Here is a 24,085-nt window from a genome sequence, read left to right on the forward strand (position 1 = left end):
TGCTATTGAGCTTCCGCTGACTCAGCCCGCTGCCGTTTCTGTTCCGCTTCAGTGAGAATCCAATTATCATCAACATCATACCAGCGCAACCACAGTCGATCAATTCCCTGAAACTCCCCTTGCCACAAACCCAAGCCCAAACTTAGGTCAGCAATCCACACTCGCGACTCTGGCAATTCTAATTCTTGATAGTGTCCGCCCTTCAATTAAAACACTCGCAACCTGTTAGTATACCGACTGAAAACGGCATAAATAGGAACCCGCAAAATCTGCTCGTAAACCTCCCATTTTCTAGGCAGTTCCTCCTTCGTCTCGGCCTCCAAAACTTGCCCGTTACCCGCAGTGTTTCCCGACTGAGGTGGCAACTTTTCCTCATCGGTATTGTCGCCTAAATCTTCTTTTTCCGTTCCCGGCGAAAGCAGTTCTACAATTACAAAAGGATTCACGCCTTCCTGCCAAGTAACGTAACTCATCCGCAGTTCGGACTGATCGTAAAGTCGGGGAACTCCCACAACTCCAAACCAATCCGGCCGCTTGTGCCACAGAGTGTGATGCACGTCATAATAAAGGTTCATGTCGGTGCCGCTAAATATCTCAGAAGCTGCATAATTCCGAGGCCGAAACGTCAGGCTCAACAACTGCGGCTGCAAATCGTGAAATTCGTCAGGCAAACCAGGTTCCTCCGGGTCTTCGCTGGGTAAATCGTACATCGTCGGCAGCGTTTCTCTGGGCGATCGCGGCGGATCGGTTTGCGGCACAGGATATTTAAAAGGAAACATATAATATTGAGAAATGACTGCATTTATGCTAACATCATTTTAATACTTGCAGGACGAGCGCCAACACCCTGTAAAACGTTTATTTCACACTTTTCTTCCTCTCTTCCGTGAAGTCAATCTCACCTCTTAAATCTCAAGCGACCGATCCGAAATTCTGCACTATGATCGACATTCCTCAACTGATTGCTCAAGAACTTTCCATTAATCTGTCTCAAGTCAATAATGCTCTGGAACTTTTCGCAGAGGGAGCAACAATTCCGTTTATTGCCCGCTACCGCAAAGAACGCACGGATTTGCTGAATGAAATTCAGTTGCGGGATATCTCCGATCGCTTCACCTATCTGACGGAAATTGAAGAGCGCAAAAAGTCGATTCTAGATACGATTAGCTCTCAGGGAAAACTCACTGAAGAACTGCAAGCAAAAATCGAATCGTGTTTGCAAAAAAACGAACTAGAAGACCTTTATCTGCCTTACAAACCAAAGCGGCGGACGCGAGCGACAATTGCTAGGGAAAAAGGTTTGGAACCGCTGGCGAATTTTATCAAATCTCTGAACTTGCCAACGGCTAAACCAGCCGATTTTGAGGCGGAAGCAGCTAAATACATTTCGGAAGAAAAGGGAGTAAAAACAGCAGAAGAAGCTCTCAAAGGTGCTGCGGATATTTTGGCGGAAGCGGTTTCGGAAAAAGCAGAATTGCGGGCTTATTTGCGAGAGTTTTTGATGAAAACAGGAGTTTTTGTCTCGAAAATTAAAGATGATTTCCCGGAAGGAAGCACTAAATTTGAAATGTACCGCAATTACCAAGTTGCAGCCAGAAGCGTTCAATCGCACAATATGTTAGCGCTGTTTCGGGGGGAAACGGAAGGGGTTTTAGATTTGGAACTGGCTTTTGATGAATCCGCAGTGATGGCTTATTTGGAAGCTCAGGAAATTAGAACTAGGATACCGGAAGTTAAAGAGTTTTATCGATCGACCTTGAAGGATGCCTTCAACCGACTGATGAAGACTTCGTTAATTACAGAAGTACGATCGCACAACAAAGCCGTCGCTGATATCGAGTCCATCGCCACTTTTGAAACCAACCTGCGCGAGTTGCTGCTGTCGGCGCCGGCGGGAATGAAACCCACCTTGGCGATCGATCCGGGATTTCGCACGGGCTGCAAAGTTTCCGCCCTCGATGAAACCGGGCAATTTTTAGAATATCAAGCCATTTTCCCCCACCAAGCGGCCGCTCAGAGACAGCAAGCTGGTAAAATTGTCAAGCATTTAATTGAAAAATATAAAATTGAATTAATCGCGATCGGCAACGGTACAGCTTCCCGCGAAACAGACGAATTTGTTTCGGAAGTTTTGGCAGAAATGGACAGGAAACCGATTAAAGTCATGGTGAATGAATCCGGTGCATCGATTTATTCAGCAAGCGAAGTGGCGATCGCCGAATTTCCAGATCTCGACATCACCGTTCGTGGCGCAGTCAGCATCGGACGGCGCTTGCAAGACCCCCTCGCAGAACTCGTGAAAATCGACCCAAAATCAATAGGAGTCGGTCAATACCAGCACGATGTTGACCAAAAATTGCTCAAAAAGAAACTCGACGAAACAGTCGAAAGCTGCGTTAATTATGTCGGAGTAGACTTAAACACAGCCTCGAAAGAACTGCTGACATTTGTATCAGGAATGACGGCAACAGTTGCCAAAAATATCGTTAATTACCGCAACGAAAATGGCGCTTTTAAAAATCGCCGCCAACTGCTGAAAGTTCCCAAACTTGGCCCAAAAGCTTTTGAACAAGCAGCCGGATTTCTCCGCATTCGCGGCGGCGAAAACCCCCTGGACAATACCGCGGTTCATCCCGAAAGTTATCCTGTCGTGCAGGCGATCGCCAAGGATTTAGACTTGCCGCTGACAGGAATAACACAAATATCGGAAAAAATCAAGACTGTAAACATCAAGAAATATGTCACAGAAAAAGTCGGTGAACCGACACTCCGAGACATTATTTCCGAACTAGAAAAACCGGGAAGAGACCCGCGTGCCGAGTTTAAATATGCCACTTTCCAAGCAGGAATTAAAGAAATCTCCGACTTGCAAGTTGGGATGGAATTGGAAGGCATAATCACGAATGTAGCTAACTTTGGAGCCTTTGTTGATGTGGGAGTGCACCAAGATGGTTTGGTTCACGTTTCTCAATTAGCCGATCGCTTCGTAGATGATCCCAAACAGATTGTCAAAGTCGGACAAGTTGTTAAAGTGCGGGTTTTGGAGGTGAATGAGAAGTTAAAGCGGGTTAGTTTGACGATGAAGCTACAAGAAAAACCGCAACCGCAAAATGGCAATAGTGCGAGGCTTCCGGCCCCGCGCCGACGTTAAAAGTTTGGGGGAAAGGTGAAAAAGGGCGATGGCGTCCCGCCCCGCAAGCTACGGCTATAATACAATACGCTTGGGATAAGAATAATCTGATTTCGTTTCACAAGTCTGGAACTCTCATAAATGCGTGGAATGAAATTCGTCTGAAAGCGCTAACCCAAGCGTATTGCTCTATAGATGCTCTACAACAGAACAGTATCAAGAGCGTCCTCACCACCAGTGAGCGCAATGATTTGAGCAGTATTAATGTATGCAACATTGGTTTGGGCAACAGTCGCTAACCCCGTAATCGAGAGGGGACTTCCTGCCAGAATAGTGGGACTGCAATCAAACCAGTTATCAACTGAATGCCACCAAAGATAGCGAGAGAAGGCCCAAATCCAAAGCGCAGTAGCTCTCCAAATATGAAACTGCCTACACCAAATCCAGTAAAGAGAGTAAATACCTTCAGTCCCATCGTTTGCCCCAAATTGTTGTCATCTCCGAGATCCGTCACAATTCCGACAAACAACGGTTGAGTCAGGTCATACCCTAAAGACAAAATAAGAACTGCGATCGTCGTTCCCATTGGCGGAATCTCAAAAATCATTGCAATTCCAGCCACAGCAGCCATTACCAACCCTGCTGGAACGAGCCAACGCCGTCCCCACCGATCAACAGCTTGACCAATGAAAGAACTCAGCAATAAACCGGGAATGCCGTACCCAAGAATGTTTAACCCAATGCTCAACGCATCCATGTTGTACCGTTGCGATAAATACAACCCTAGCCATGTATATACCCCAGAGTGGTAGATACCATTCCACAGAACATAAGCATATGTACGCTGCCCCCGAAAGGTGGCTAATATCTGGCTGTATCCCCTAAAGATTTGGCGAATAGGCGGTAATTTGGTGACTTTTGGTGTATCAAATAAAGAGCCGTAAGGATGAAGTCGCCAAAGCACAACAGCAGCAAGCACAGCAGTACCTAGAAAGAGCGATCGCCAACCTACAAATGGCTCAAGAATCGCTCCCCCCGCAGAGCCTGCTGCCATCCCCCCTTCCATTGCTGCAAACACCAATCCTAGCTTGGCACCTCGCTGATCAAACGGGAATAAATCGCCAATTAAGGCGAAGGTAAGGGGAATCACACCACTGGCTCCAATCCCGGTTAATAGCCGCCAGGTTGCCATCTGCGAAGCATTTTGAGCAGTGGCAGTTAAAGCCGTGAAAATGACAAAAAGAGCAAGCGAGATGCGAATAATAGACCATCGACCAAAGCGATCAGACAGGAGGCCGAAGAATAATGCCATCAGTGCATAGGACAGCATATAGGCTGGAACGATAAAGCCGATTTCCTGAACCGGAACATTAAAAACTTCAGCCAAACGTGGAATCAGGGGAGCAATCATGTACCCCTGTAGAAAAATTAGCCCCGCAGCGATCGAAAGCCAGGAAAACAGGTCTTTATGCTGCTTTAGGCGAATCGTGGCATCGGCTGGTTCGGTATGAGGGTGATTAAAAGATTCTTTGAGTTTCGGCATGGATTTAAGAGATTTCAACTCATATCACATTTCACAGACGACTAAAATCTGAGAACTTAGCTGGAGTCCCAACGCCAACAACCAAGGGCGATGGAGTGGTGAAAGCTTGGAATACCTTCTCAACTCTGGAGGTTACAAATTTTGTAGGTAAGGTGTGGAATCTAGCCCTGAATGTCAGGATAACTTGATAAATGTCATGATTTATACAAAAAATGTATATTTAGATACAGAATTTTTTATAAGACTTATTAGTTGAGGCTATCAACAAAGCTAGGATTTACGCATTCAAATTGGAAATTCTGGACAGGCTAGAAGCCCGTCCCACAGGAGTTTTATTGATTTTTGACACACAGTTTAAATGTAGAACAGCTTAGGACTTACGCATTGACAGAAATCTTTTAATCCCACAAAGTTGTTTGTTTGATGGCTCTGCGATCGCATTCAATTTGCCCATGAATCGAATGTGTGGCGAGAAAACCTACACATTAAACAATACAGTTCAGATAAGAATAATCTGATTTCCTTTCACAAGTCTGGAACTCTCATAAATGCGTGGAATTAAATTCGTCTGAAAGCGCTCACCCAAGCGTATTGGGCTATAATTGTGTAATCCTCACCAACCTTAAAATTATATGGTTGCAAGTAAAAGCGACACCTACGTCTCTCCTAAAGATTATTTAGCAGCCGAGAAAGTCAGTCCGATCAAACACGAGTACAGGCAAGGTGAAATCTATGCAATGGCAGGGGCAAGCAAAGCTCATGTCATCATTTCGGGAAATGCGTTTGCACTGTTGAGAAATCATCTTCGGGGGAGTGGCTGCATAACTTATATGGCAGATATGAAAGTTCTGATTGAGGCATCAAATTTCTATTACTATCCCGATGTAGCGGTTAGTTGTGATGAACTGGACAGAAATGCTGCTGAAGATTTTATTCGCTACCCGCGCTTAATTGTGGAAGTTTTATCGCCGACAACAGCGGCTTTTGACAGAGGCGATAAATTTGCTGATTACCGCACTTCTGAAAGTTTGCAAGAGTATGTATTAATCAATCAAGAAAGAGTTAGTGTAGAGTGTTTTCGCCGGAATGCAGAGGGTTTGTGGGTGCTTTATCCTTACACTCAAGGACAAGAAGTTCAGTTTGCTAGCGTTAATTTTAGCTGTGCAATCGAGACATTTTATGAAGATGCGATCGAGATTGGTTGATTTTTATTACTCCAGAATCACTGGAATAATTCGGAATTAGATATTGAGATGATTGAACCGCGAAGACGCTAAGGACACGTTGGGCGAAGCCGTTCCCGAAGGGTAGGAAGAGAAAAGAAAAAGAAGCTGGTAATTGCTATTTTTTCTTGGTGGCTTTCCAAGTGCCGCCGTAGAAGTAAAAAGGATTGTTTTTACTTACCGATTCCCAACATTTAAGACACAAAAAAAACCACTGCCCCGACTCGTCATACCGGGCGCGGTAGAGAGTCGGGGCAGATTGGGAACAACGATCGCAATATTTGATTCTGATTGCCCTGGCCATTGTTACTCTGTTTTAAACAATAACGGACTCTTGAGGGCGGGCAAATATCATGCGGCCAGCGCTAGTTTGCAGGGCGCTGGTGACTACGACTCTGGCTTCGCCACCGACATAGCTGCTGCCTGCTTCTACGACAACCATTGTGCCGTCATCCAAGTAACCGATTCCCTGAGAGGGCTCTTTGCCTTCTTTGCGGATTTTTAGTTCGATCGTATCTCCCGGCAAATAAGTCGGGCGCACCGCATGAGTCAAATCATTGATATTCAAAACCGGCAGTTTTTGGACGGTAGCTACTTTCGATAAGTTGTAATCGTTGGTAAGTAAAATGCCGTCGATATCCAAGGCGAAGCGGACTAATTTGGCATCGACTGTGGCAATATCTTCGTAGTCAGCCGAGTGAATTTGAATCCGTTCTGGATATGTTTCTTTGATGCGGTTGAGTACATCTAAGCCACGGCGTCCGCGCACTCGCTTTTGATCGTTGGCTGAATCAGCTACCAGTTGCAGTTCTTGGAGCACGAATTGCGGCACGATAATTTGACCTTCGAGGAAACCTGTTTCTAGCAAGTTTTCAATTCTGCCGTCAATAATGCAGCTAGTATCGACAACTTTGGCAGTTGCTGGTTTGAAAGTACCTTCGGTTAGCAACACCGTGTCAAAGCTTTTGGGGTTGATCAGTCGCAAGAAAGCGCGGCCGTGGGTGTCGGTCAAACTGACGCCTGTGAAGCCAAACATGACGCTACCCAAGACTGCGACTAAAGGTTTGATGAAACCGAACTCGCGGGGAATTGGCAGGAGGAACAGCGGAGCCAGCATTAAGTTTGCTACTAGCAGTCCGATGATTAAGCCGATCGCCCGCGTCAGCAGCATCTCCACCGGCATATCGCGGACTTGTTTTTCCAAGCGCCGATAGGTTGTTTGAGCAACTAATCCCATCACGAAGCCGATTAATGCTCCAAAGGAACCTAGTACAGAACTTAAACCTTGTATATTTGTAACTTGCTCCAGCAGCTCGCTCGGCAGGAGTTCGACTCCGTAATAGCCGATGCCTCCGCCTGCGATTATGAATGAGATTATTATGATTGCGTCTAGCATTAGTTCTAGGTTAATGAATTTATTCACATTATATCTTTGCAGTGCTGATACTTGTTTTCATGCTTTGGTGGGATATCGCCCTATTTACTCCGGGATGTTCATAAACTTATATTTCGCGGTTGTACCCTTTGGGGGATGTGCCAGGGAGGCGCTCGGCATTTACCACGCCGGGCCCAAAGCAGGCAAGAGGTGCGAATAGACCGCCCTGCGGGCTGTTCGAGAATTTTGGTGGATTAAAACTGGTACGAGGTTAAATTAAAAGAGCCGTAGCTTGCGGGGCGGGACGCCATCGTTCGCAACGCTTTTTTTGGAATAAAATGTCATAATATACATAATTATTCATGATTGTTTAATTAAAACTTTAGATTTGAAGTGGCGCTTTCGGCTTGAAATGTAATGAACCCTACCACAGATTATTTAACATTTGAATTTAAAAAAAGTGTGCAAGCTACAAATTCCGGCATTCCCAGTTCGGCTTACCTGCACATACCTTTTTGTCGCCGCCGCTGTTACTACTGCGATTTTCCGGTTTTTGTGGTGGGCGATCGCAAAAATGGCGAGAATTCCGGCACAATTGTGCAATATGTTGCTGTACTGTGTCAAGAAATTCAAGCAACTAAAAATTTAGGCGCATCTCTGAAAACAGTTTTTTTTGGTGGCGGCACGCCTTCGCTGCTTTCTGTGAGTCAGTTGAGCAATATTTTAGAGAATCTCGACGGCAAATTTGGCATTGCTGCTGAGGCGGAAATTTCTATAGAAATAGATCCGGGTACGTTTACTTTAGAACAGTTGCGGGGATATGCAGCGGCGGGAGTAAATCGAGTTAGTTTGGGAGTGCAAGCTTTTCAAGATAAATTGCTGCAAGCTTGCGGGCGATCGCACTCTGTCGCTGATATTTTTGAAGCAGTAGAAATAGTGCGATCGGCTGGTATTGTCAATTTTAGTTTAGACCTAATTTCGGGACTGCCACACCAAACTTTAGAAAACTGGGAAGCTTCCCTGAAAGCGGCGGTGGAAATTAGCCCGACTCACCTGTCGAGTTACGACTTAATTGTTGAGCAGGGAACTGCTTTCGGGCGCTACTTTGAAGCAGGCGCGCAGCCGCTACCAGCAGATGAAACCGCTGCTCAAATGTACCGTTTAGCAAGGGAAATTCTGACAGGGGCTGGATACGAACATTACGAAATTTCTAATTACGCTCGATCTGGCTATCAGTGCCGCCACAACCGCGTTTATTGGGAAAATCGCCCTTATTACGGTTTGGGAATGGGGGCGGCGAGTTACGTGGAAGGCCGGAGGTTGACTAGACCTCGCAAAACTCAAGAATATTATCAGTGGGTGCGATCGATCTCTGGCCTCAATTCCCCTGCTACTTCTCAAATTGGGGGGGGAACCCAACCAGATATTTACTCAGCAATTGAGCAAAATTTTCAAGTCTCAGAAAATGACGTTTTGTTAGAAACGCTGATGCTAGGTTTGCGTTTAGCAGAAGGAGTTAGCCTGTCGGCGCTGACTGAAAAGTTTACTCAGCAAACGGTTGATAAAATTTGGCGTTGTTTGCAGCCCTACTGGCGACAAGGATGGGTAGAAATTATCGCTGCGGATGGGGCGATGTCAAATTTAGGTGAGGGCGCGAAACTGCCACTGTCGGGCAATTTGAGGTTGAGCGATCCCGAAGGTTTTTTATTTTCTAATACAATTTTAGCCGATTTGTTCAGCAACTTAGGCGAAGATAATTAGCTCTGTCTGAGGAAGTATACCCCCTGACAAGCGCGATGGCAGTAAAGCCGGGGCCGCCAATTCGATCGAAAGGAAATTTAATTGCTCCCTAGCTTGATCATCTCAAAAATAATATATTTTCTATCGATCCCTACACAAAACTTAAAGGCGAACTAAGCCTTGAGATAGACGCCACGACGGGACTCCAGCCGTCATACTTAAGACTGAACATTTAAAAGTAATTTAATGAACACTTTAACTATCGAGCGCAACCAAACCCAAAACCAGCCCTGCCTTGTAATTAGCGATCGCGGGTGCAATGCTGCTTCCAAGTGTAATTTTTGCGGTCACTACCAACAGGCAAGAGGTTCAGTTGGTCACTGTCAATTGTTGAACGCACCTGTTAGGGGAGGGTGGAAATCTTGCACTTTAGCACTGCCGGCTTTTACACCTTCTTGGGAATAGATGGAAGGCGCTGATGTTTCCCTGGCGCAATTTATTAATTAACCCAAAAAATCTAAAAAAAATGTATAAAAAATTGTGTTTTAACTGGTAATATGCTATATTAAGTCTAGGTTCGTCGCCGATCGTTCGCACAATTGCACAAACAAGTTAAAAAAATGAATTTGACATTAAATCAGGTAATTTCCGAAGGTCATACGCGCATTTTGTGTTGGTATCTTAATAATACTAGCAAAGTGCAAATCGCTCGTATTACAAATATTCCTAATTGGTATTTTGAGCGGACGGTTTTTCCGGGAGAGCGTTTTTTGTTTGAAGCGTTGCCGGAAGCTCAATTAGAAGTTTGCAGGAGTGCGGATACGGGTGGTATATTGTGCGAGCGAATTTTGTGCGATCGGCTGCGAGTTGAAGAATTAAGCACGGCTGATTGAAGATAATTCCTTAGACTTACCAACGAGAGGTAGAAACCCGGTTTTTTTCAGAAACAGGGTTTCTCTGTATGATTATTTGTATGACGATAAAAACTCCGTGATTCTCGCCACCGATGCCTCAGCCCTGAAACTGTCGCAAATGTGAATCTAAGCTAAATTATAAAAAATTAACCACAGTTTAATACTAAAACCTGATGTCCCTCACCGAACAAATCCTCTCCCAAATGCCAGGAGACGCCCTCGGAGGCCTGCGAAAGGTCGATCGACTCTGGGAAAACCTCAAACAAAACAGCGCACCAGCACCCCAAGCAGTCAAACACAGCCAACAACCCATCGAAAACCTCGACTTCGACATAGTTATCGGCGGCGGAACCCTAGGAATATTAATCGGTACAGCCCTAGCCGTGCGGGGTTGGCGGGTAGCCCTGCTCGAACGCGGCACCCTGCGAGGCCGCGAGCAAGAATGGAACATTTCTCGCAAAGAATTAGACGCATTCTTAGAACTAAATTTGCTATCTGTTGAAGAGATAGAAAAGGCGATCGCCACCGAATACAACCCAGCCCGCATCAGCTTTGCCAACACCCCCGACATCTGGGTGCGCGACGTACTCAACATTGGAATCGACCCAGTTTACCTCCTAGAAACCCTCAAGCAGCGATTCCTCCAAGCTGGAGGAAAACTATTTGAAAATACACCATTTAAAACAGCAACCATTCACCCGGATGGAGTCTTGGTAGAATCTGCAAATACCGATACACAACCTGCTACAAATTTATTTAAAACCAGATTATTATTAGACGCAATGGGACATTTTTCGCCCATTGTACGCCAAGCAAGACAAGGCAAAAAACCCGACGCCGTATGTTTAGTAGTCGGTAGTTGCGCTCAAGGATACCCCAAAAACGACACTGGGGATATATTTGCATCCTTCACTCCAATGCAAAATCAGTGCCAATATTTTTGGGAAGCATTTCCAGCCAGAGACGGCCGCACAACCTACTTATTTACCTACATAGACGCCGACACAGAAAGATTCAGTTTAGAAACATTATTTGAAGAGTATTTGCGCTTGCTTCCCCAATATCAAAACGTAGAACTCGAACAGTTAAAATTCCAAAGAGCACTTTACGGATTTTTCCCCTGCTATCGTCAAAGTCCTCTAAAAACGCCTTGGGATCGCCTACTCCCAGTCGGAGACAGCAGTGGCAGCCAATCTCCCCTCAGCTTTGGCGGTTTCGGGGCAATGGTGCGCCACCTCAAACGCTTGACTCTAGGAATTGAGGAAGCTTTGACAAGCGACAGTCTCAGCAAAAATTCCCTCGCACTTTTGCAACCCTACCAGCCGAATCTATCAGTTACCTGGTTGTTTCAGCGTTCGATGAGTGCTGCGATGAATCAAAGAATAGACCCTAATCAAATCAATCAACTTTTGGCTGCCGTATTTCAGGTAATGGAAGAGTTGGGAGAACCGATCCTCAAACCGTTTCTTCAGGATATCGTGCTGTTTCCGGCTTTGTCACAAACCCTGTTTAAAACAGCAATTAGCCATCCCGGATTAGTTCTGAAAATTATCCCGCAGGTAGGAATAGCTAATTTGCTCGATTGGATGGTTCATTATATAAATTTAGGAATTTATACGGGATTGCAGCCTTTGGCGAAAGCCGTAGAACCGCAGGTGAAAAATTTAGCGCCGGAACAGCAATACTATTTTCACCGATTAGTTGAAGCGTGGCAATATGGCGCTGGAGGCGATTATTAATTAATTGGGGTCCGGGCATTTTGCTAGTGGCTAATATATGAACAGGCAAGATTCCTGTTCCACAACACAAGATAATTTATTGATTGTGACACGGGCATTTTGCTAGTGGCTAACATATGAACAGGCAAGATGCCTGTTCCACAACACAAGATAATTTATTGATTAATTAACTGTGGCACGGGCATCTTGCCCGTGGCTAATATATGAACAGGCAAGATGCCTGTTCCACAACACAAGATAATTTATTAATTGTGGCACGGGCATCTTGCCCGTGGCTAACATATTAACAGGCAAGATGCCTGTTCCACAACATAATTATGTTAGTTGTGAGTTATGAAGGAGCTATAACTGCTAAAGCTTCGGGAATCACTCGGAATTTTGCAGGGGTGTGAGTTGTGATTTCACCATCGGTATTAATAGGACGGCGTTTGCTAGTATTAACCTCAAATTCTTGAGCGTGCAAGGCGCGAACGTTAGGCCAACTGGTATGATTTCCTTGCCTCATAGCCGGCAGCAAAGCAATGATTTTCCACCATTTTTTTATTTCCAAACTGTACAAATCTAGTCGCTTGTCGTCAATTGTGGCATCCTCGGCAACTGTCATGCCACCGCCGTAGTAGCGGCCGTTGCCAATGGCAATTTGAATAGTTTTAACATTAAAAGATTGATTTTTTACCTTAATTTGTGCTCGGAAAGGTCGCGCTGAAAAAATTGTCTGCAAAGCAGTAAAAGCATAAGCTAACACTCCCCAGCGCTGCTTTACGTCTTTAGTCAGCCGCTGGGTAATTTCCACGCTTAGTCCCAAACTGGCAACATTAAAAAAATATTTGCTGTTAACCCAACCCAAGTCTATTAGCCGAACTTTACCGCTGGCAATTACTTGACAAGCTGCTGATAAATCTGTAGGAATCCCCAGAGTGCGGGCTAGGTCGTTAGCTGTTCCCATCGGCAAAATACCCAAGGGTAACTTCGTGTCTATCAAACCTTCTATGGCGGCGTTGAGAGTGCCGTCGCCACCGCCGATTATTACTAATTCGACTCTATTTTGGTAGCGGCGAATAGTGTCGGAAAGTTCGTGGGCGTGGTCGGTAGATTCTACCATTAACTCAAAACCCAGTGTTTCTAATTCTACAGTGGCTTGAGATAATAGCTTTTGCCCTTTTCGGGAGTGCTGGTTTACTAAAAGTAGAGCTTTTTTCATTTGTTAATTTTTAATTAGGAATATTGCGTATTTTAAATTACAAAAAGTATAGCTTGATGCCTTAACTACATCAAATTAATGCTTTACTTCCATTTTACCAGTTATGATGGATTGACAAAAATGTTAAAAAATGGATAATTGTAGCAAAAGATTCGTACAAAGTAGTTCCCTCCCGCTCTGACCTAGCAGCAAAAAACCTCGCTTCTCGATCGAACTTAATTTAAAATCATGTATAATATTTTACAAAAAGCCCAAGTTGCTGCCGATCGCCAAAACTGGCCGGGGTTAGTCGAATGCTTGCAGCAAGTGACAGCCAAAGCCGGCAAGCCGCAGGAACAACACATTTTAGAGCAAGCTGTCAGTTTAGCAATAGAAGCCTTAGAATGGGGCGATTTTCAAGACCGCTGGGAAATTGCTAAAGTATTGCCCAATCTGGGAAATGGCGCGATCGCACCTTTAATTGCCGTACTCGAAGACGAAGACGCTGACACCGAGCCCAGGTGGTTCGCCGCCCGCATTCTCGGAAAGTTTGATCGCCCGGAAGTGATTCAAGCTTTAGTAGAATTGGTCAAAAATTCCGACGAAGAATTGAGCCAAATCGCCGCCGAAACCCTAGGGAATTTCGGCCCGACAGCCATAGAATCCCTCGCAACTCTCCTACTCCAAGAAGACTCGCGACAGTTTGCCACAGCAGCACTCGCCCAAATTCGGCGCACCGAAACCATCCCACCGCTGTTGAGCGTAGTCGGAGACTCTCAAGTTGCGGTGCGGGCGCACGCAATAGAGGCCCTGAGCAGCTTTCACGATTCCCGCATTCCGCCGATACTGGTAGCAGCACTCAAAGATCCGGCGACAGCAGTCAGAAAAGAAGCCGTGCGAGCTCTCGGTGTGCGCGCCTATTTAGATGCAGAATTCGATTTAGTTAACTTGCTCAAACCTTTGCTTTCGGACATCCGATTAGAAGTTTGTCAGCAAGCGGCGATCGCGATCGGGCGAGTAAAAACCGATGCTGCAGCGGCTGCTTTATTTGAATTGTTGCGATCGCCGACAACTCCGGTTGAATTGCAAATCGAAACTGTGCGCGCCCTAAGCTGGATGGAAACTGCAACCGCTTTAGCCTATTTACATCAGAGATTAAGGGAGCAATTTCCTAACATAAATTCTACTCTTTATCAAGAGATAGTTACTGTTTTAGGGCGAGTAGAAAAGCCGGAATTAAAAGCTATTGCTGCTGAAATTATGATTGATTTGTTTTCAACAAATCATCCGGCCGTGCAGGAGGCAGTTAGCAAAAAATCTTTAGCTTTAGGTTTAGGAAAATTAGGAGATATGAGAGGGCTAGATGCTCTGATTTCAATGTTGGGCGACGCAGACAGCAGCGTCAGGCTACACTGCATGGCAGCGCTCAAACAGCTAGGTGCTGCCAAGGCCAGGCAACAATTAGAAAGCTTAGTGAAACAAGACAATCTCGAACCGAGATTGAAACAAGGAATTGCGATCGCCCTGCAAGAATGGCAAGAAAATTAATCAAAAGATAGAATACCCAAATCCCCAACTTCTTGAAAAAGTCGGGTATCTAATAGCGATCGCATCTTTCTTCTTCCTGACCTCCGTTACATCCGTTAGAGAATCTGTTACCGAACTTCCTTCGGCTAGATCATCGATTTTCTTTGTGAATTTGGGTGATCGCACTTGTCACTCGCTCTAAATCTTCATCAGTTAAATTAGAACCAGAAGGCAAGCAAAGCCCGTACTCAAATAACTCTTCAGACACGGCACCGCCCATACATTCGCAATCAGCAAATATTGGTTGTAAGTGTAAAGGTTTCCAAACCGGACGCGCTTCTATTTTCTCTTGAGCAAGTGCGAGGCGAACTTGTTCTCTATCTGCACCGAAAGCGGCCGGATCGATCGTCAAACAAGTCAGCCAGCGAGTAGCTTTTCCAAAAGCAGCTTCCGGCATAAATTCAATTCCCGGCAAGTTTCCTAAAGCTTGTTTGTAAAAGTCAAAATTGCGCCGTCTAGCTTCCACTCGCTCCTCCAAAACCCGTAATTGACCGCGACCAATTCCCGCCAAAACATTGCTGAGACGATAATTGTAGCCAATTTCTGAATGTTGGTAATGAGGAGCGGGGTCACGGGCTTGTGTTGCCAAAAAACGAGCTTTTTCTACCAGTTTTTGGTCATCGGAAACTAACATTCCGCCGCCGGAAGTGGTGATAATTTTATTGCCGTTGAATGAGAAAATGCCGATTTTACCAAAGCTTCCAGGCGATCTATTTTTGTAGCTAGCCCCTAGAGATTCGGCCGCATCTTCTATTAGCGGAATTTCATAAGCATTGCAAGCTTCCAGAATTGGGTCGATATCGCAACTTTGACCGTAGAGGTGTACGATTACAACAGCTTTGGGTAATTTACCAATTTTTGCTCGTTTGTCAAGTGCTTCTCGTAACAAATCGGGGTTGAGATTCCAAGAAGTGCGATCGCTATCAATAAAAACTGGTTTTGCGCCAAGATAAGTAATCGGGCTAGCAGTTGCAATAAAAGTCAGAGTCGAGCAAAAAACCTCATCTCCCGAACCGACACCAATTAATTGTAAAGCCAAATGCAAAGCCGCGGTACCGGAACTAACAGCCGCTGCGTGTTTAGCGCCAACTACCTCGCAGAATTCTTGCTCGAAAGCATCCACATGGGGGCCGACGGGGGCGATCCAGTTGGTATCAAAGGCTTCTTTGACGAACTCTTGTTCGAGGGAACCCATGTGAGGTGTTGAAAGGAGAATTTGTTTGAGCATTACTTCTAACCAGGCTTATTTACTACGAGCTTGCTGTTATGGTAAAGCACGATAGGCAGGGAAAAACCCTGAATTGAGCAGTGTTGCAGAATCCGTCTCCAAAGCGCTTGCCCGCAATTCTACCAGATGATGATATTTTTCTTCGTCTGTAATCAGACGCATTGTAAAAAAAAGATGCCTTTGTTGAGAAAACCCAGACTTGAATATATAGAGACTATCTTGATTTGATCCTCCCACACCACCTCCCATGTGAAAAAATTCATTGCCTCGTTCTTGAGACCAGTATCTACCGTAATCAAATACTAAACTAAAAGGAGACTCGCTCAAAAACTCGGTTTTGCTTCCACCGAGGTGAGCCTGAACTATCCCACCGCATTCCAGAAACAAGCAAGCACTGGCAATTTGATCTTCCTTTTCTACAAGGCATAAATGAATGCCATCGCCTAATTTTGATAAATCTTCAAAATAACTGCGTCCAAAATAATAAGATTGACTGGCTTCAACGCGACCCATAGTCTCTTCATAAATTGCCATAAATTGATTGATATATTCTAAATAAGGGACTATTCTTGTCGTCAACCCCAATCGTTTGCACTTATTAATTGTACTTTTATGACCTTTTCTAGTACGCGATTTAATTTGAGCAGCAGAAAGTTTTAAATCAACGGATACCGTGATGCCATTGTCAGTGACAGTACCGGGTCTAAGTATTTGATTTATGTTGTCGTTGAGGATAGGATGAAGCCGAAAAAAAGCGGAACATATATTCTTGCTCCTGAATGTCTGCTTCAACTCTTCGATCGCCGAATCGGGAAACCCAGGCGTGCTAGCAGCTGCCTCACTTAATAAAATTCCGGGATACCCGTAGGGCGAAACCGCATCAAAAATTCCCTGTGCGGTTGATTTTGTGGGCAGTATATCATCGCATTGACGTAGCAAATAAGGCAGGAAAAAAATCTTTTCGCCATCAACCATCAAAAAAGCTTCAGGAGTTGTCTTGGTTCTTTTTGCTTCTGCCAACACATACTCAGGCAAATGGTAGGTATCGTGGCGCACTTTTTGCAAGGTTTCCCGCCACAATGGGTTTAATAAATCAATAATTTGAACGTTCATTTGTCTTACTCCGACCACACAATGGGAAATATTTCCGGATCGCTGAAATCAGGATTGCCGTTGGGCAATTTACGGCACAAAAGTTCGTTAGGAATGTGAACTTCTTCTCCTTTTTGGTTCCAAAAAGACCTATATTGGTTGGCTTCGTCCTGTAGGTGGATTGCCATTGCCAACCGGAAGACATTGCTGGTGTTAGGGTAGCTGCCGTGAATTGTCCAACAGTGATGAAAGCTGATTTGACCTTTCTTTAATATCATTGGCAATTTCAGGACTTTTCGTCCTTCTCGGTGAAATTTATCTTCAATTTCTTCAAGGTTTGGGTTGTTGAAGGAGCGCATATTTCCGAGTCCAGGCCACTTGTTGCTACCATCGAAAACGGCGATCGGTCCCAGAGACTCATCGCAGTCTTGGAAAGGTATCCAAGCAGTAAGTAAGTTATCGGAGGTACAGGTAGACCAGTAAGCGCGATCGACGTGCCAGCCGATGGTGGTTTTGGTGCTTTTGGGTGGTTTACAGATGATTTGGTCGTCTAGAATGCGAATTTGTTTGGTTCTGGCGAGTCGTGCGGCGATCGCACCAATAATTGGCTGAAGGGCAAATTTTCGCAGCAGCTTGCTTTGCAAGGAAATGAATTCGTTATTGCGCGTAACGTCCCCATCTTCTGGCTTCCAGTTGCAGTATCCGCCACTGAGGGGAAGTACCGCATCTCGTTCTCCCCGGTAGAACTTTTCGCAGCCAAGAATTCCCTCTTCTATCATTTCATCGGGGATAACTTTTTTTGAGATGTACCAGCCGTGTTCTTCGTAAAAAGCAACATCTTCTTCTGTGGGTAAAAGAGCTATCTGTTCGGGGGTCAGATGTTGGGTTAAAGTCTCCATTTTTGATTTACTCCTGACTAATAAATAGCGCTTGGTTGCAGTTGGAAAAATTCAGCAAATTTTGCTGCTACTTGGGTAATATCGTTGTAGGAATAACGATGATCTGTGGGAACAGTCAGCAGGCGATTTGATAAATCGAATGCCTTCGGATCGTTACCCGACAATTTGTCGGGCGGTTGAGGCCAATGAACAGGAGCGAAAATGTTTTTACTTATCAAAAATCGGTGCAGTTCTTCCCTAAGTTGATGATTTTTACAGACTAAAATGCTATTAAAGGGAACCGAACCGGAAGACCAATTTGTAAATAAAGGTTGGTAACTTTCCTGTTGATTTTTTAATAGCATATCTAAAAAATCTTTGACGTTGGTTGCCCGCTGTTGCCTCATTTCGGAAATCTTTAAACTTAAGAGTACATTGTTTGTGAGGGTGGAAATAGACCGATCGCCATCATTGATTAGATGCTCCTCTCCTTCCATTTGCAGGATTCGATAGCTATCTTTGGAAATATCCGCACCCATCAAATACGCTCGCTTTAGCAGCATAGCGGTGAGTTTTTGGGCGGCTGCCGATGATTCCGGTTTTGAAGGTCGAGGCAGTTCCATTTTTTTCCCAGACCAAATCATCGCTCCGTCTGGAATCGGCAGTGTTTTACGCAGCGATGCCATTGCATAATGAGCGGTAGTTTGCTGCGCCCAAAGCGAGAAAGGATCGTGGCTGTGGTCTTCAATTAAGATAATATCTTGATTTTGACTCAGCCAATCTTGCCAAGGTTTTCCTTCTTTCACTCCAAACAAATTAACTGCCAATACTAAATCACCCGGTAAGGGGCGAAGGGAGTTAAAATCTGGGACTGGTTCTGTGGGCAAATCGCCATACCAACACAGCTCGAAAACTTTACTGATTTTTGCTGCAACTTCCATGCAGTAATATGTCGGTAAATGTAGCCTTAATCGACGTTCGCTATCGCCTTTCAAAAAACGCTCAATAGCCAATAGAATGCCCGTAGCTGTGGAAAATAGTTCGTAGTTTTCGGGGAATAAATTTTCCGATGATGATGGTGGTGGTGTCAAGGCATCATCCGACCAATGAAATTCTGATCCGACTTCCCATCTTGCTATCATTGATTGTAATACCTCATTCATTACCTTTAAACTCTTCACCGGTAGCCTGGCCTTCTTGACTAATTTCTTTTTGCCCCAAGACTTTCCAGACTGTTAGGAAAAGTATTTTTAAATCTAATGACAGGCTCCAATTATCGACATACCAAACATCGAGTCTGAATTTCTCCGGCCAATTTCCATCTAGAAGTCGGCGACCATTTACCTGGGCCCAACCGGTGATTCCGGGCATAACATCGTGGCGGCGCGCTTGTTCGGGACTGTAGCGTTCTAGATATCGTACTAATAAGGGGCGAGGCCCAACAAAGCTCATGTCGCCTTTGAGAACGTTCAATAGTTGTGGAAGTTCGTCCAGACTTGTTTTGCGAAGAAATTGACCGAGGGGTATGAGACGCTGTTCGTCGGGCAGCAAATTGCCATCAGCGTCGCAATCGCTTGTCATAGTGCGAAACTTGTAGAAATTGAAAACCCGACCGTTTTTACCGGGACGGGGTTGGCAGAAAAAGATGGGCCCGCCCATGCGGATGTAAATGGCGATCGCAACTATTAATATTACGGGAGAGAACACCAAAAGGGCGATCGCTGCACATAATCTATCTAATACCCACTTAACCAATTGGCTGACTTTTTTGGAATTTACTCGTTGATGAAGTTGCGATATTTGTGAGTCTGATTTGAGCGGTAATAATTCGTCAATACTCATGATTCTACACCCCAACAGCAATTTACTGTACTTCCCTGATTCTTGCAGTATCCGGGTTTATACGGTAACGAGTTCTGTCAACTTTACAGAAAATTTAAATAACTTCGGTGTTTTATGAAGCCTTTGTGAACCTCTGGTTGGGACGATCGCTTACTGTTACATAACTTAACGATGAAGTAGGTAAGATCGAGGGCTATGCGATCGTTGACCTGTGTCCAACCTGTAATATTATGTCCGACTAATCGACCTTGACACGAGCGCGATCCGAGCTATGGACTTTAGTATTTTGAGGACTAAAATCCTGACTATAAGCTTTTTTTAAGCGTTTATTAATTCAGTACGTCCTAACCATACAAAGATTGCACCCATTCCCATTCTTGCCTCAATCCTTCCCTCAAAGAAACCTGTGCCTGATATCCCAATATTTTCTGAGCTTTGGATACGTCAGCGCTAGTATCCCGCGCATCTCCTTTGCTCGATTCTAGGTAATTGATGCGAATCGGGCGATCGACAATATTTTCCATTGTGTGAATAACTTCTGCTAAAGCCACTCGACTTCCCCCTCCTATATTGAAGATTTCGCCCACAGCTTCTGGAACTTTAGCAGCAGCTACATTAGCAGCAATGCAATCGCTGATAAACGTAAAGTCTCGGGTTTGCTGTCCGTCTCCGTAAATTGAAATCGCTTCGCCGCGCAAAATTGATTTAAAAAATATGTGGAATGCCATATCGGGACGCTGGCGAGGCCCGTAAACGGTGAAATAGCGCAACATGGTTGCGGGAACGCCGAAATTGTGATAATAAAGCGAACACAAACGTTCAGCGGCTAACTTAGTAATTCCGTAGGGAGAAACTGGTTGAGGACAGGCCGTTTCGCTGGTAGGGAAAGTTTCAGCATTGCCGTACACCGAAGAAGAAGAAGCTAGTACAAATCTTTTCACTTGCGGTGCATTTTTTGCTGCTTCTAAGAGTACCTGAGTTGCATTGATATTGCGATCCGTGTAACTGCGGAAACCTTCTCCCCAACTAGCGCGCACGCCTGCTTGCGCTGCTTGGTGATAAATGACTTCTGTATTAGCTAAGAGCGATCGCCAATCCAAAGATACAATATTGTCTTCGATCAGTTGAAAATTTGGATGTTTGGCAAAATGAGCGAGATTTTTTCTCTTTAATTCGGGATCGTAATAATCGTTGACTTCATCAATGCCAATAACTTTCTCACCTTGCTTTAACAGAGTTTCTACTAAGTGAGAGCCGATAAAACCTGCCACGCCTGTAACTATATTACTCATTTGTTAATTGTTAATTGTTAATTGTTGATTGTTGATTGTTGATTTCAGCGTACAAAGCCTCGTATTGCTTCAGGATGTTCTGAAGTTCGTAAGCAAGTATGCTTTTACTACCGCGCTGTGCCATTTCGCGAGCTGCGATCGGGTGATCGAGCACCCAAGCCATAGCCTGAGCCAACCCCTCAATATCTCCTACCTTAACTAGAAGGCCACAGCCTCCTTCCAGCAAGTCGCGAGTGCCGCGAATATCTGTGCCGATCACCGGAACTTCCAGGCACAGCGACTCCATGACACAATTGGGAAGCCCCTCTTGCTCAGAAGCCAGGACTGTTGCTGCTGAGGCCCGCATCAAAACAGGAATGTCCCGACGAAACCCCAAAAAATGCACCTGATTTTCCACTCCTAACTCAGATGCCAACTGCTGCATCTCCTTGATTTGTCCCTGGCCAGCAAAGGCTAAGTGTGCCTCTGGTCTTCCCAAACGAGCGAAAGCCTTTAAAACGTCGTGGGGGCGCTTGCGGGGAATCAACTCAGCAACCGACAAAAACAGCGGCGTATCCGGTGATAGTCCCAATTCTTGGCGCACTCTCCGTATTTCTGCTTCAGGAATCTCCAATGGGTTGTAGCGATCGACATTTAACCCAGTTCCCGGTATATAACGGACTCGTTCAGGGGGAACCAGCCAGCGTTTGGCCGCTTCCTCATCCTCGCGGTTCACCACAACTAGGCAATCCGTCCAAGGCCCGGCAAGCTTTTCTAGCCCCAGAAAAATTGCATTTTTGAGCGGTGAACCTCCTTTGTAGAAGTGAAAACCTTGGGCCGTATAGATCACCTTGAGTTTTCCCTGCTTTCTCAAATCATTGAGAACATAACGACTGACAAAGGCCCCCACGGGGGTGGAAACATTTACCAGGTTATAGGCTTGCTGTGCTAGCACTTCTCGGATTTGTGGCGGCGCAACCAGCAGATTTTGTGGCGCGGTGGGGTTTCGAGACCAGTCGATTTCCCAGGTGCGATCGAATGCCTGCAAGCATTCTGGACAAGTCGAAACTCCTTTGGCCATCCCGTCTACCTCCCAACCGAGCTCGCGCAAGTGGCGGGCAATGGGTGCGAAGAAAGCGCGGAGAGTTGGTGCGATCGTCGTTACTATCAATAGTTTGTTCATTTTTTTTCTCTCAACCAAACTTCTGTTTGCTCTCGCACGAAGCGGTAAAGTTGATTCCGCCGTTCCCGCAGCACTTCATCTCGATAGTCTTTGGCTTTCTCCAGGTTGCGGGCCGACATTCTAGCCATGCGTTCTGGATTCGTCACCACTTCGCGAATTTTCTGAGCCAAAGCAGTCGCATCACCGGGGGGTACCAGATCTTCGGCCGGCAGCAGTTCGGGAATGCCACCTACCGTAGATCCGATGCACGGGAGCGATCGGGCCATCGCTTCGATCATTGCTCTGGGTAAGCCTTCCTGGCGGGAAGGCAGGATGAAAAGCTCTGCTTTGTCCAACTGGGCCCGTACAGCATCGCCAGCAGTTAATTGGCCGAGAAAACAAACCCGATCTGCTATACCGCGGGCCTGGGCTCGCGCCTCCAATTCTGACCGATGTTTGCCATCTCCTACCAAAACCAACTTCAGGTTTAATCCCGACTGCACGCAGGTAGCTACAGCATCAATTAGGACATCTGGGGCTTTATAGAGTTGAGCCAGCGTGCCGACACTAACCAGGGTGAAAGATTGCTTGTCGCGATCGTCAAAACGGGGTGCAGCAGCAAAAGCCGAAGTTGGCAATTCCACACTGGAATAGTGGGTTGAAAACGCCCCAGACCCTGAAGGGTATCGGCGTTGCAGGGCACCTTCTGTAACGTAGGCAGTAGCACAAGCCCCAGCGCATTGATGCCTCAACTGGCGCGGAAACCACCAGCGGAAGAACGGGCGCAAGGGATGTTTAACTGCACCGGGCGCGAAGACATCATAGGGGTCGGCTACGACTTCTACGGCATACGGATGATTTATCTTGCTTAACATCGGTTGAATGCAAGAAGCTATCTGCGAACTAACCCGCAGAATTACCGCATCGTTTGCTGCCACGGCATTTCTGGCTGCACGCTGGACTTGCGAGACTTTCTGGAGGTACTGCCAAGGGCCGATGTAGTATGGTATGGCTGCGAAGGAAACCCCTTCGCCGTCTGCGCGTTTGCAGTCGCCAGAAACTGAAGCAACTTCTCGAACCCTCGCCACCACGCGCACGCGATCGAAAACTTCCAAGTAACGCATCCAGAAGGAATGTGGAAACGCTACCTGCGTCCACACCTTTCCGTCGGGAGTGCGATCGAATCGATGTTCGAGAGCAACAACAACATTCATAAATTGACAACCCCTAAAATTCATTTATTCATAATAATAAATTAACTTTGGTGAGTTTTTTGCGGTCAACACTTTTGAATTAAGTAATGACATAATTTTTATAGCATAGCCTGTATGTTAAGGTAAGTTATTTATCTAAAATTTACAAATATTCATTTACTGAAGCAGCAGCTAATGGAGCAACAATGGAAATAGAAATACATAGATGACTATATTATTAAACGGAATGTCGTTGATAGGTTCACCAATTGAGATAAGGACTACAGATTATGTAATAATTATAACAATGAGAGCGTCATCGGTCGTGCCATCAAAGAAGCCAGCCCTGTCAAGGTGGTGAATTTTGCTAATAGATCGTAACATCAGTTATATTTATATTGATTGTTGAAAAGATTTAGGAAACTGTACCAATGGTCAAGATGTCTGTATTTAAGAAAAAGATCACACTACGAAAGGTGATTGGCATTTTTCGTGGCTTGTTCCTTAAGTTGTTTTTGCGCTCCTGCGGTTTTCCAATCACTATAGAGCATGAAGTTCGATTTCTCAGTAGAAGAACTATAGAGATAGGAAATTGGGTCACTATTCGTTGGCATACTCAAATCAATGAAAATGTTAAGATTGGGGACAAAGTTTTTATTGGAAAATACTGTGACATTGGAATGAACGTAGTCATAGAAGATGCTGTGACTCTAGCAGATTATGTATGTCTGCTCGGTAATACTCATAATTATAATGACCCTGAAAACAGAGCAGGTGAAATTTATTCTCCAGGTACGAAGGTTATTGGTCAAGGTGCTTGGATAGGCTACAGAGCAATTGTCCTGCCACAAGTTCGATATGTAGGGCGGGGTTCAGTAATTGGAGCAGGTGCTGTTGTTACCAAAGATGTTCAGGATCACACTATCGTAGCCGGAAATCCAGCAAAAGTGATTGGAAGTCTTTTACCTGTGTCACAACAGTAATCGTT

General features: G+C 45.3%; 21 protein-coding genes. 8 read left to right on the forward strand and 13 right to left on the reverse strand.

The genetic code is table 11. The features are described 5' to 3' along the window. Positions 1–2 precede the first annotated feature (2 nt). Complete coding sequence (locus QUA10_RS29095; protein ID WP_445243547.1) at positions 3–206, reverse strand: hypothetical protein; 204 nt, start codon at positions 204–206, stop codon at positions 3–5. Further along, positions 207–779, reverse strand: coding sequence for a Uma2 family endonuclease (locus QUA10_RS09990; protein WP_445243548.1), 573 nt, complete (start codon positions 777–779; stop codon positions 207–209). Positions 780–940: 161 nt separating this feature from the next. On the opposite strand from QUA10_RS09990, the gene QUA10_RS09995 reads away from it, so the two are divergent. After that, complete coding sequence (locus tag QUA10_RS09995) at positions 941–3,151, forward strand: Tex family protein (protein WP_333080147.1); 2,211 nt, start codon at positions 941–943, stop codon at positions 3,149–3,151. Between the two features lie 274 nt (positions 3,152–3,425). Here the strand turns inward: QUA10_RS09995 and QUA10_RS10000 are convergent, their stop codons facing one another. Continuing rightward, complete coding sequence (locus tag QUA10_RS10000) at positions 3,426–4,673, reverse strand: MFS transporter (RefSeq protein ID WP_333080146.1); 1,248 nt, start codon at positions 4,671–4,673, stop codon at positions 3,426–3,428. A gap of 632 nt (positions 4,674–5,305) precedes the next feature. On the opposite strand from QUA10_RS10000, the gene QUA10_RS10005 reads away from it, so the two are divergent. Beyond that, complete coding sequence (locus QUA10_RS10005; RefSeq protein ID WP_333080145.1) at positions 5,306–5,878, forward strand: Uma2 family endonuclease; 573 nt, start codon at positions 5,306–5,308, stop codon at positions 5,876–5,878. Positions 5,879–6,212: 334 nt separating this feature from the next. Here QUA10_RS10005 and QUA10_RS10010 read toward each other — a convergent pair whose 3' ends face one another. After that, complete coding sequence (locus QUA10_RS10010; protein ID WP_333080144.1) at positions 6,213–7,292, reverse strand: PIN/TRAM domain-containing protein; 1,080 nt, start codon at positions 7,290–7,292, stop codon at positions 6,213–6,215. A 396-nt stretch (positions 7,293–7,688) separates the two neighbouring features. On the opposite strand from QUA10_RS10010, the gene hemW reads away from it, so the two are divergent. The 4 genes from hemW to QUA10_RS10030 all read left to right on the forward strand — a co-directional run bounded on the left by hemW (position 7,689) and on the right by QUA10_RS10030 (position 11,664). Further along, a complete protein-coding gene (gene hemW / locus QUA10_RS10015) occupies positions 7,689–9,032 on the forward strand; it encodes a radical SAM family heme chaperone HemW (RefSeq protein ID WP_333080143.1) in 1,344 nt (447 codons plus the stop codon). Positions 9,033–9,257: 225 nt separating this feature from the next. Next, the gene (locus QUA10_RS10020) at positions 9,258–9,476 is read left to right on the forward strand and encodes a hypothetical protein (protein ID WP_333080142.1); all 219 of its coding nucleotides are present in this window, start codon (positions 9,258–9,260) and stop codon (positions 9,474–9,476) included. Positions 9,477–9,631: 155 nt separating this feature from the next. Further along, the gene (locus tag QUA10_RS10025) at positions 9,632–9,904 is read left to right on the forward strand and encodes a DUF1830 domain-containing protein (RefSeq protein WP_333080140.1); all 273 of its coding nucleotides are present in this window, start codon (positions 9,632–9,634) and stop codon (positions 9,902–9,904) included. A gap of 194 nt (positions 9,905–10,098) precedes the next feature. After that, entirely contained in the window at positions 10,099–11,664 is a 1,566-nt protein-coding gene (locus tag QUA10_RS10030; protein ID WP_333080139.1) for an FAD-dependent oxidoreductase, read from the forward strand. 331 nt (positions 11,665–11,995) lie between these two features. On the opposite strand, the gene QUA10_RS10035 is transcribed toward QUA10_RS10030, so the two are convergent. Beyond that, the gene (locus tag QUA10_RS10035; RefSeq protein ID WP_333080138.1) at positions 11,996–12,865 is read right to left on the reverse strand and encodes a lipid kinase; all 870 of its coding nucleotides are present in this window, start codon (positions 12,863–12,865) and stop codon (positions 11,996–11,998) included. A 228-nt stretch (positions 12,866–13,093) separates the two neighbouring features. Here QUA10_RS10035 and QUA10_RS10040 point away from each other — a divergent pair, with 228 nt between their 5' ends. Beyond that, on the forward strand, positions 13,094–14,392 hold the full coding sequence (locus tag QUA10_RS10040) for a HEAT repeat domain-containing protein (RefSeq protein WP_333080137.1): 1,299 nt from the start codon (positions 13,094–13,096) through the stop codon (positions 14,390–14,392). 130 nt (positions 14,393–14,522) lie between these two features. Here QUA10_RS10040 and QUA10_RS10045 read toward each other — a convergent pair whose 3' ends face one another. From QUA10_RS10045 to QUA10_RS10080, 8 genes are all read right to left on the reverse strand, one after another. Beyond that, a complete protein-coding gene (locus tag QUA10_RS10045; RefSeq protein ID WP_333080136.1) occupies positions 14,523–15,659 on the reverse strand; it encodes an aminotransferase class I/II-fold pyridoxal phosphate-dependent enzyme in 1,137 nt (378 codons plus the stop codon). A 36-nt stretch (positions 15,660–15,695) separates the two neighbouring features. Continuing rightward, positions 15,696–16,715, reverse strand: coding sequence for a GNAT family N-acetyltransferase (locus tag QUA10_RS10050; RefSeq protein ID WP_333086234.1), 1,020 nt, complete (start codon positions 16,713–16,715; stop codon positions 15,696–15,698). Positions 16,716–16,777: 62 nt separating this feature from the next. Continuing rightward, a complete protein-coding gene (locus tag QUA10_RS10055; protein WP_333080132.1) occupies positions 16,778–17,650 on the reverse strand; it encodes a phytanoyl-CoA dioxygenase family protein in 873 nt (290 codons plus the stop codon). Between the two features lie 17 nt (positions 17,651–17,667). Next, entirely contained in the window at positions 17,668–18,771 is a 1,104-nt protein-coding gene (locus QUA10_RS10060; RefSeq protein WP_333080131.1) for a DegT/DnrJ/EryC1/StrS aminotransferase family protein, read from the reverse strand. Positions 18,772–18,784: 13 nt separating this feature from the next. Continuing rightward, positions 18,785–19,471, reverse strand: coding sequence for a sugar transferase (locus QUA10_RS10065; RefSeq protein ID WP_333080129.1), 687 nt, complete (start codon positions 19,469–19,471; stop codon positions 18,785–18,787). 344 nt (positions 19,472–19,815) lie between these two features. Next, the gene (locus QUA10_RS10070; RefSeq protein ID WP_333080127.1) at positions 19,816–20,763 is read right to left on the reverse strand and encodes a GDP-mannose 4,6-dehydratase; all 948 of its coding nucleotides are present in this window, start codon (positions 20,761–20,763) and stop codon (positions 19,816–19,818) included. A gap of 10 nt (positions 20,764–20,773) precedes the next feature. Then, a complete protein-coding gene (locus QUA10_RS10075) occupies positions 20,774–21,925 on the reverse strand; it encodes a glycosyltransferase (RefSeq protein ID WP_333080126.1) in 1,152 nt (383 codons plus the stop codon). After that, positions 21,922–23,118, reverse strand: coding sequence for a glycosyltransferase family 4 protein (locus QUA10_RS10080; protein ID WP_333080125.1), 1,197 nt, complete (start codon positions 23,116–23,118; stop codon positions 21,922–21,924). The genes QUA10_RS10075 and QUA10_RS10080 overlap by 4 nt, the downstream gene beginning before the upstream one ends. Before the next feature lie 410 nt (positions 23,119–23,528). Between QUA10_RS10080 and QUA10_RS10085 the strand changes: the two genes are divergently transcribed. Beyond that, on the forward strand, positions 23,529–24,080 hold the full coding sequence (locus QUA10_RS10085; protein ID WP_333080124.1) for an acyltransferase: 552 nt from the start codon (positions 23,529–23,531) through the stop codon (positions 24,078–24,080). Positions 24,081–24,085: the final 5 nt, after the last annotated feature.

This window comes from Microcoleus sp. Pol8_D6 (assembly GCF_036700965.1).
Lineage (GTDB): Bacteria > Cyanobacteriota > Cyanobacteriia > Cyanobacteriales > Microcoleaceae > Microcoleus.

What these genes read in the sequence shown, in the direction of transcription:
- QUA10_RS10010 (WP_333080144.1), bottom strand. Translation starts at nt 7,292, where the DNA reads ATGCTAGACGCAATCATAATAATCTCATTCATAATCGCAGGCGGAGGC.
- QUA10_RS10075 (WP_333080126.1), bottom strand. Translation starts at nt 21,925, where the DNA reads ATGAACAAACTATTGATAGTAACGACGATCGCACCAACTCTCCGCGCT.
- QUA10_RS10035 (WP_333080138.1), bottom strand. Translation starts at nt 12,865, where the DNA reads ATGAAAAAAGCTCTACTTTTAGTAAACCAGCACTCCCGAAAAGGGCAA.
- QUA10_RS10000 (WP_333080146.1), bottom strand. Translation starts at nt 4,673, where the DNA reads ATGCCGAAACTCAAAGAATCTTTTAATCACCCTCATACCGAACCAGCC.
- QUA10_RS10060 (WP_333080131.1), bottom strand. Translation starts at nt 18,771, where the DNA reads ATGATAGCAAGATGGGAAGTCGGATCAGAATTTCATTGGTCGGATGAT.
- QUA10_RS10085 (WP_333080124.1), top strand. Translation starts at nt 23,529, where the DNA reads ATGGTCAAGATGTCTGTATTTAAGAAAAAGATCACACTACGAAAGGTG.
- QUA10_RS10045 (WP_333080136.1), bottom strand. Translation starts at nt 15,659, where the DNA reads ATGCTCAAACAAATTCTCCTTTCAACACCTCACATGGGTTCCCTCGAA.
- QUA10_RS09995 (WP_333080147.1), top strand. Translation starts at nt 941, where the DNA reads ATGATCGACATTCCTCAACTGATTGCTCAAGAACTTTCCATTAATCTG.
- QUA10_RS10020 (WP_333080142.1), top strand. Translation starts at nt 9,258, where the DNA reads ATGAACACTTTAACTATCGAGCGCAACCAAACCCAAAACCAGCCCTGC.
- QUA10_RS10055 (WP_333080132.1), bottom strand. Translation starts at nt 17,650, where the DNA reads ATGGAGACTTTAACCCAACATCTGACCCCCGAACAGATAGCTCTTTTA.
- QUA10_RS10040 (WP_333080137.1), top strand. Translation starts at nt 13,094, where the DNA reads ATGTATAATATTTTACAAAAAGCCCAAGTTGCTGCCGATCGCCAAAAC.
- QUA10_RS09990 (WP_445243548.1), bottom strand. Translation starts at nt 779, where the DNA reads ATGTTTCCTTTTAAATATCCTGTGCCGCAAACCGATCCGCCGCGATCG.
- QUA10_RS10005 (WP_333080145.1), top strand. Translation starts at nt 5,306, where the DNA reads ATGGTTGCAAGTAAAAGCGACACCTACGTCTCTCCTAAAGATTATTTA.
- hemW (WP_333080143.1), top strand. Translation starts at nt 7,689, where the DNA reads ATGAACCCTACCACAGATTATTTAACATTTGAATTTAAAAAAAGTGTG.
- QUA10_RS10065 (WP_333080129.1), bottom strand. Translation starts at nt 19,471, where the DNA reads ATGAGTATTGACGAATTATTACCGCTCAAATCAGACTCACAAATATCG.
- QUA10_RS10070 (WP_333080127.1), bottom strand. Translation starts at nt 20,763, where the DNA reads ATGAGTAATATAGTTACAGGCGTGGCAGGTTTTATCGGCTCTCACTTA.
- QUA10_RS10080 (WP_333080125.1), bottom strand. Translation starts at nt 23,118, where the DNA reads ATGAATGTTGTTGTTGCTCTCGAACATCGATTCGATCGCACTCCCGAC.
- QUA10_RS10030 (WP_333080139.1), top strand. Translation starts at nt 10,099, where the DNA reads ATGTCCCTCACCGAACAAATCCTCTCCCAAATGCCAGGAGACGCCCTC.
- QUA10_RS10025 (WP_333080140.1), top strand. Translation starts at nt 9,632, where the DNA reads ATGAATTTGACATTAAATCAGGTAATTTCCGAAGGTCATACGCGCATT.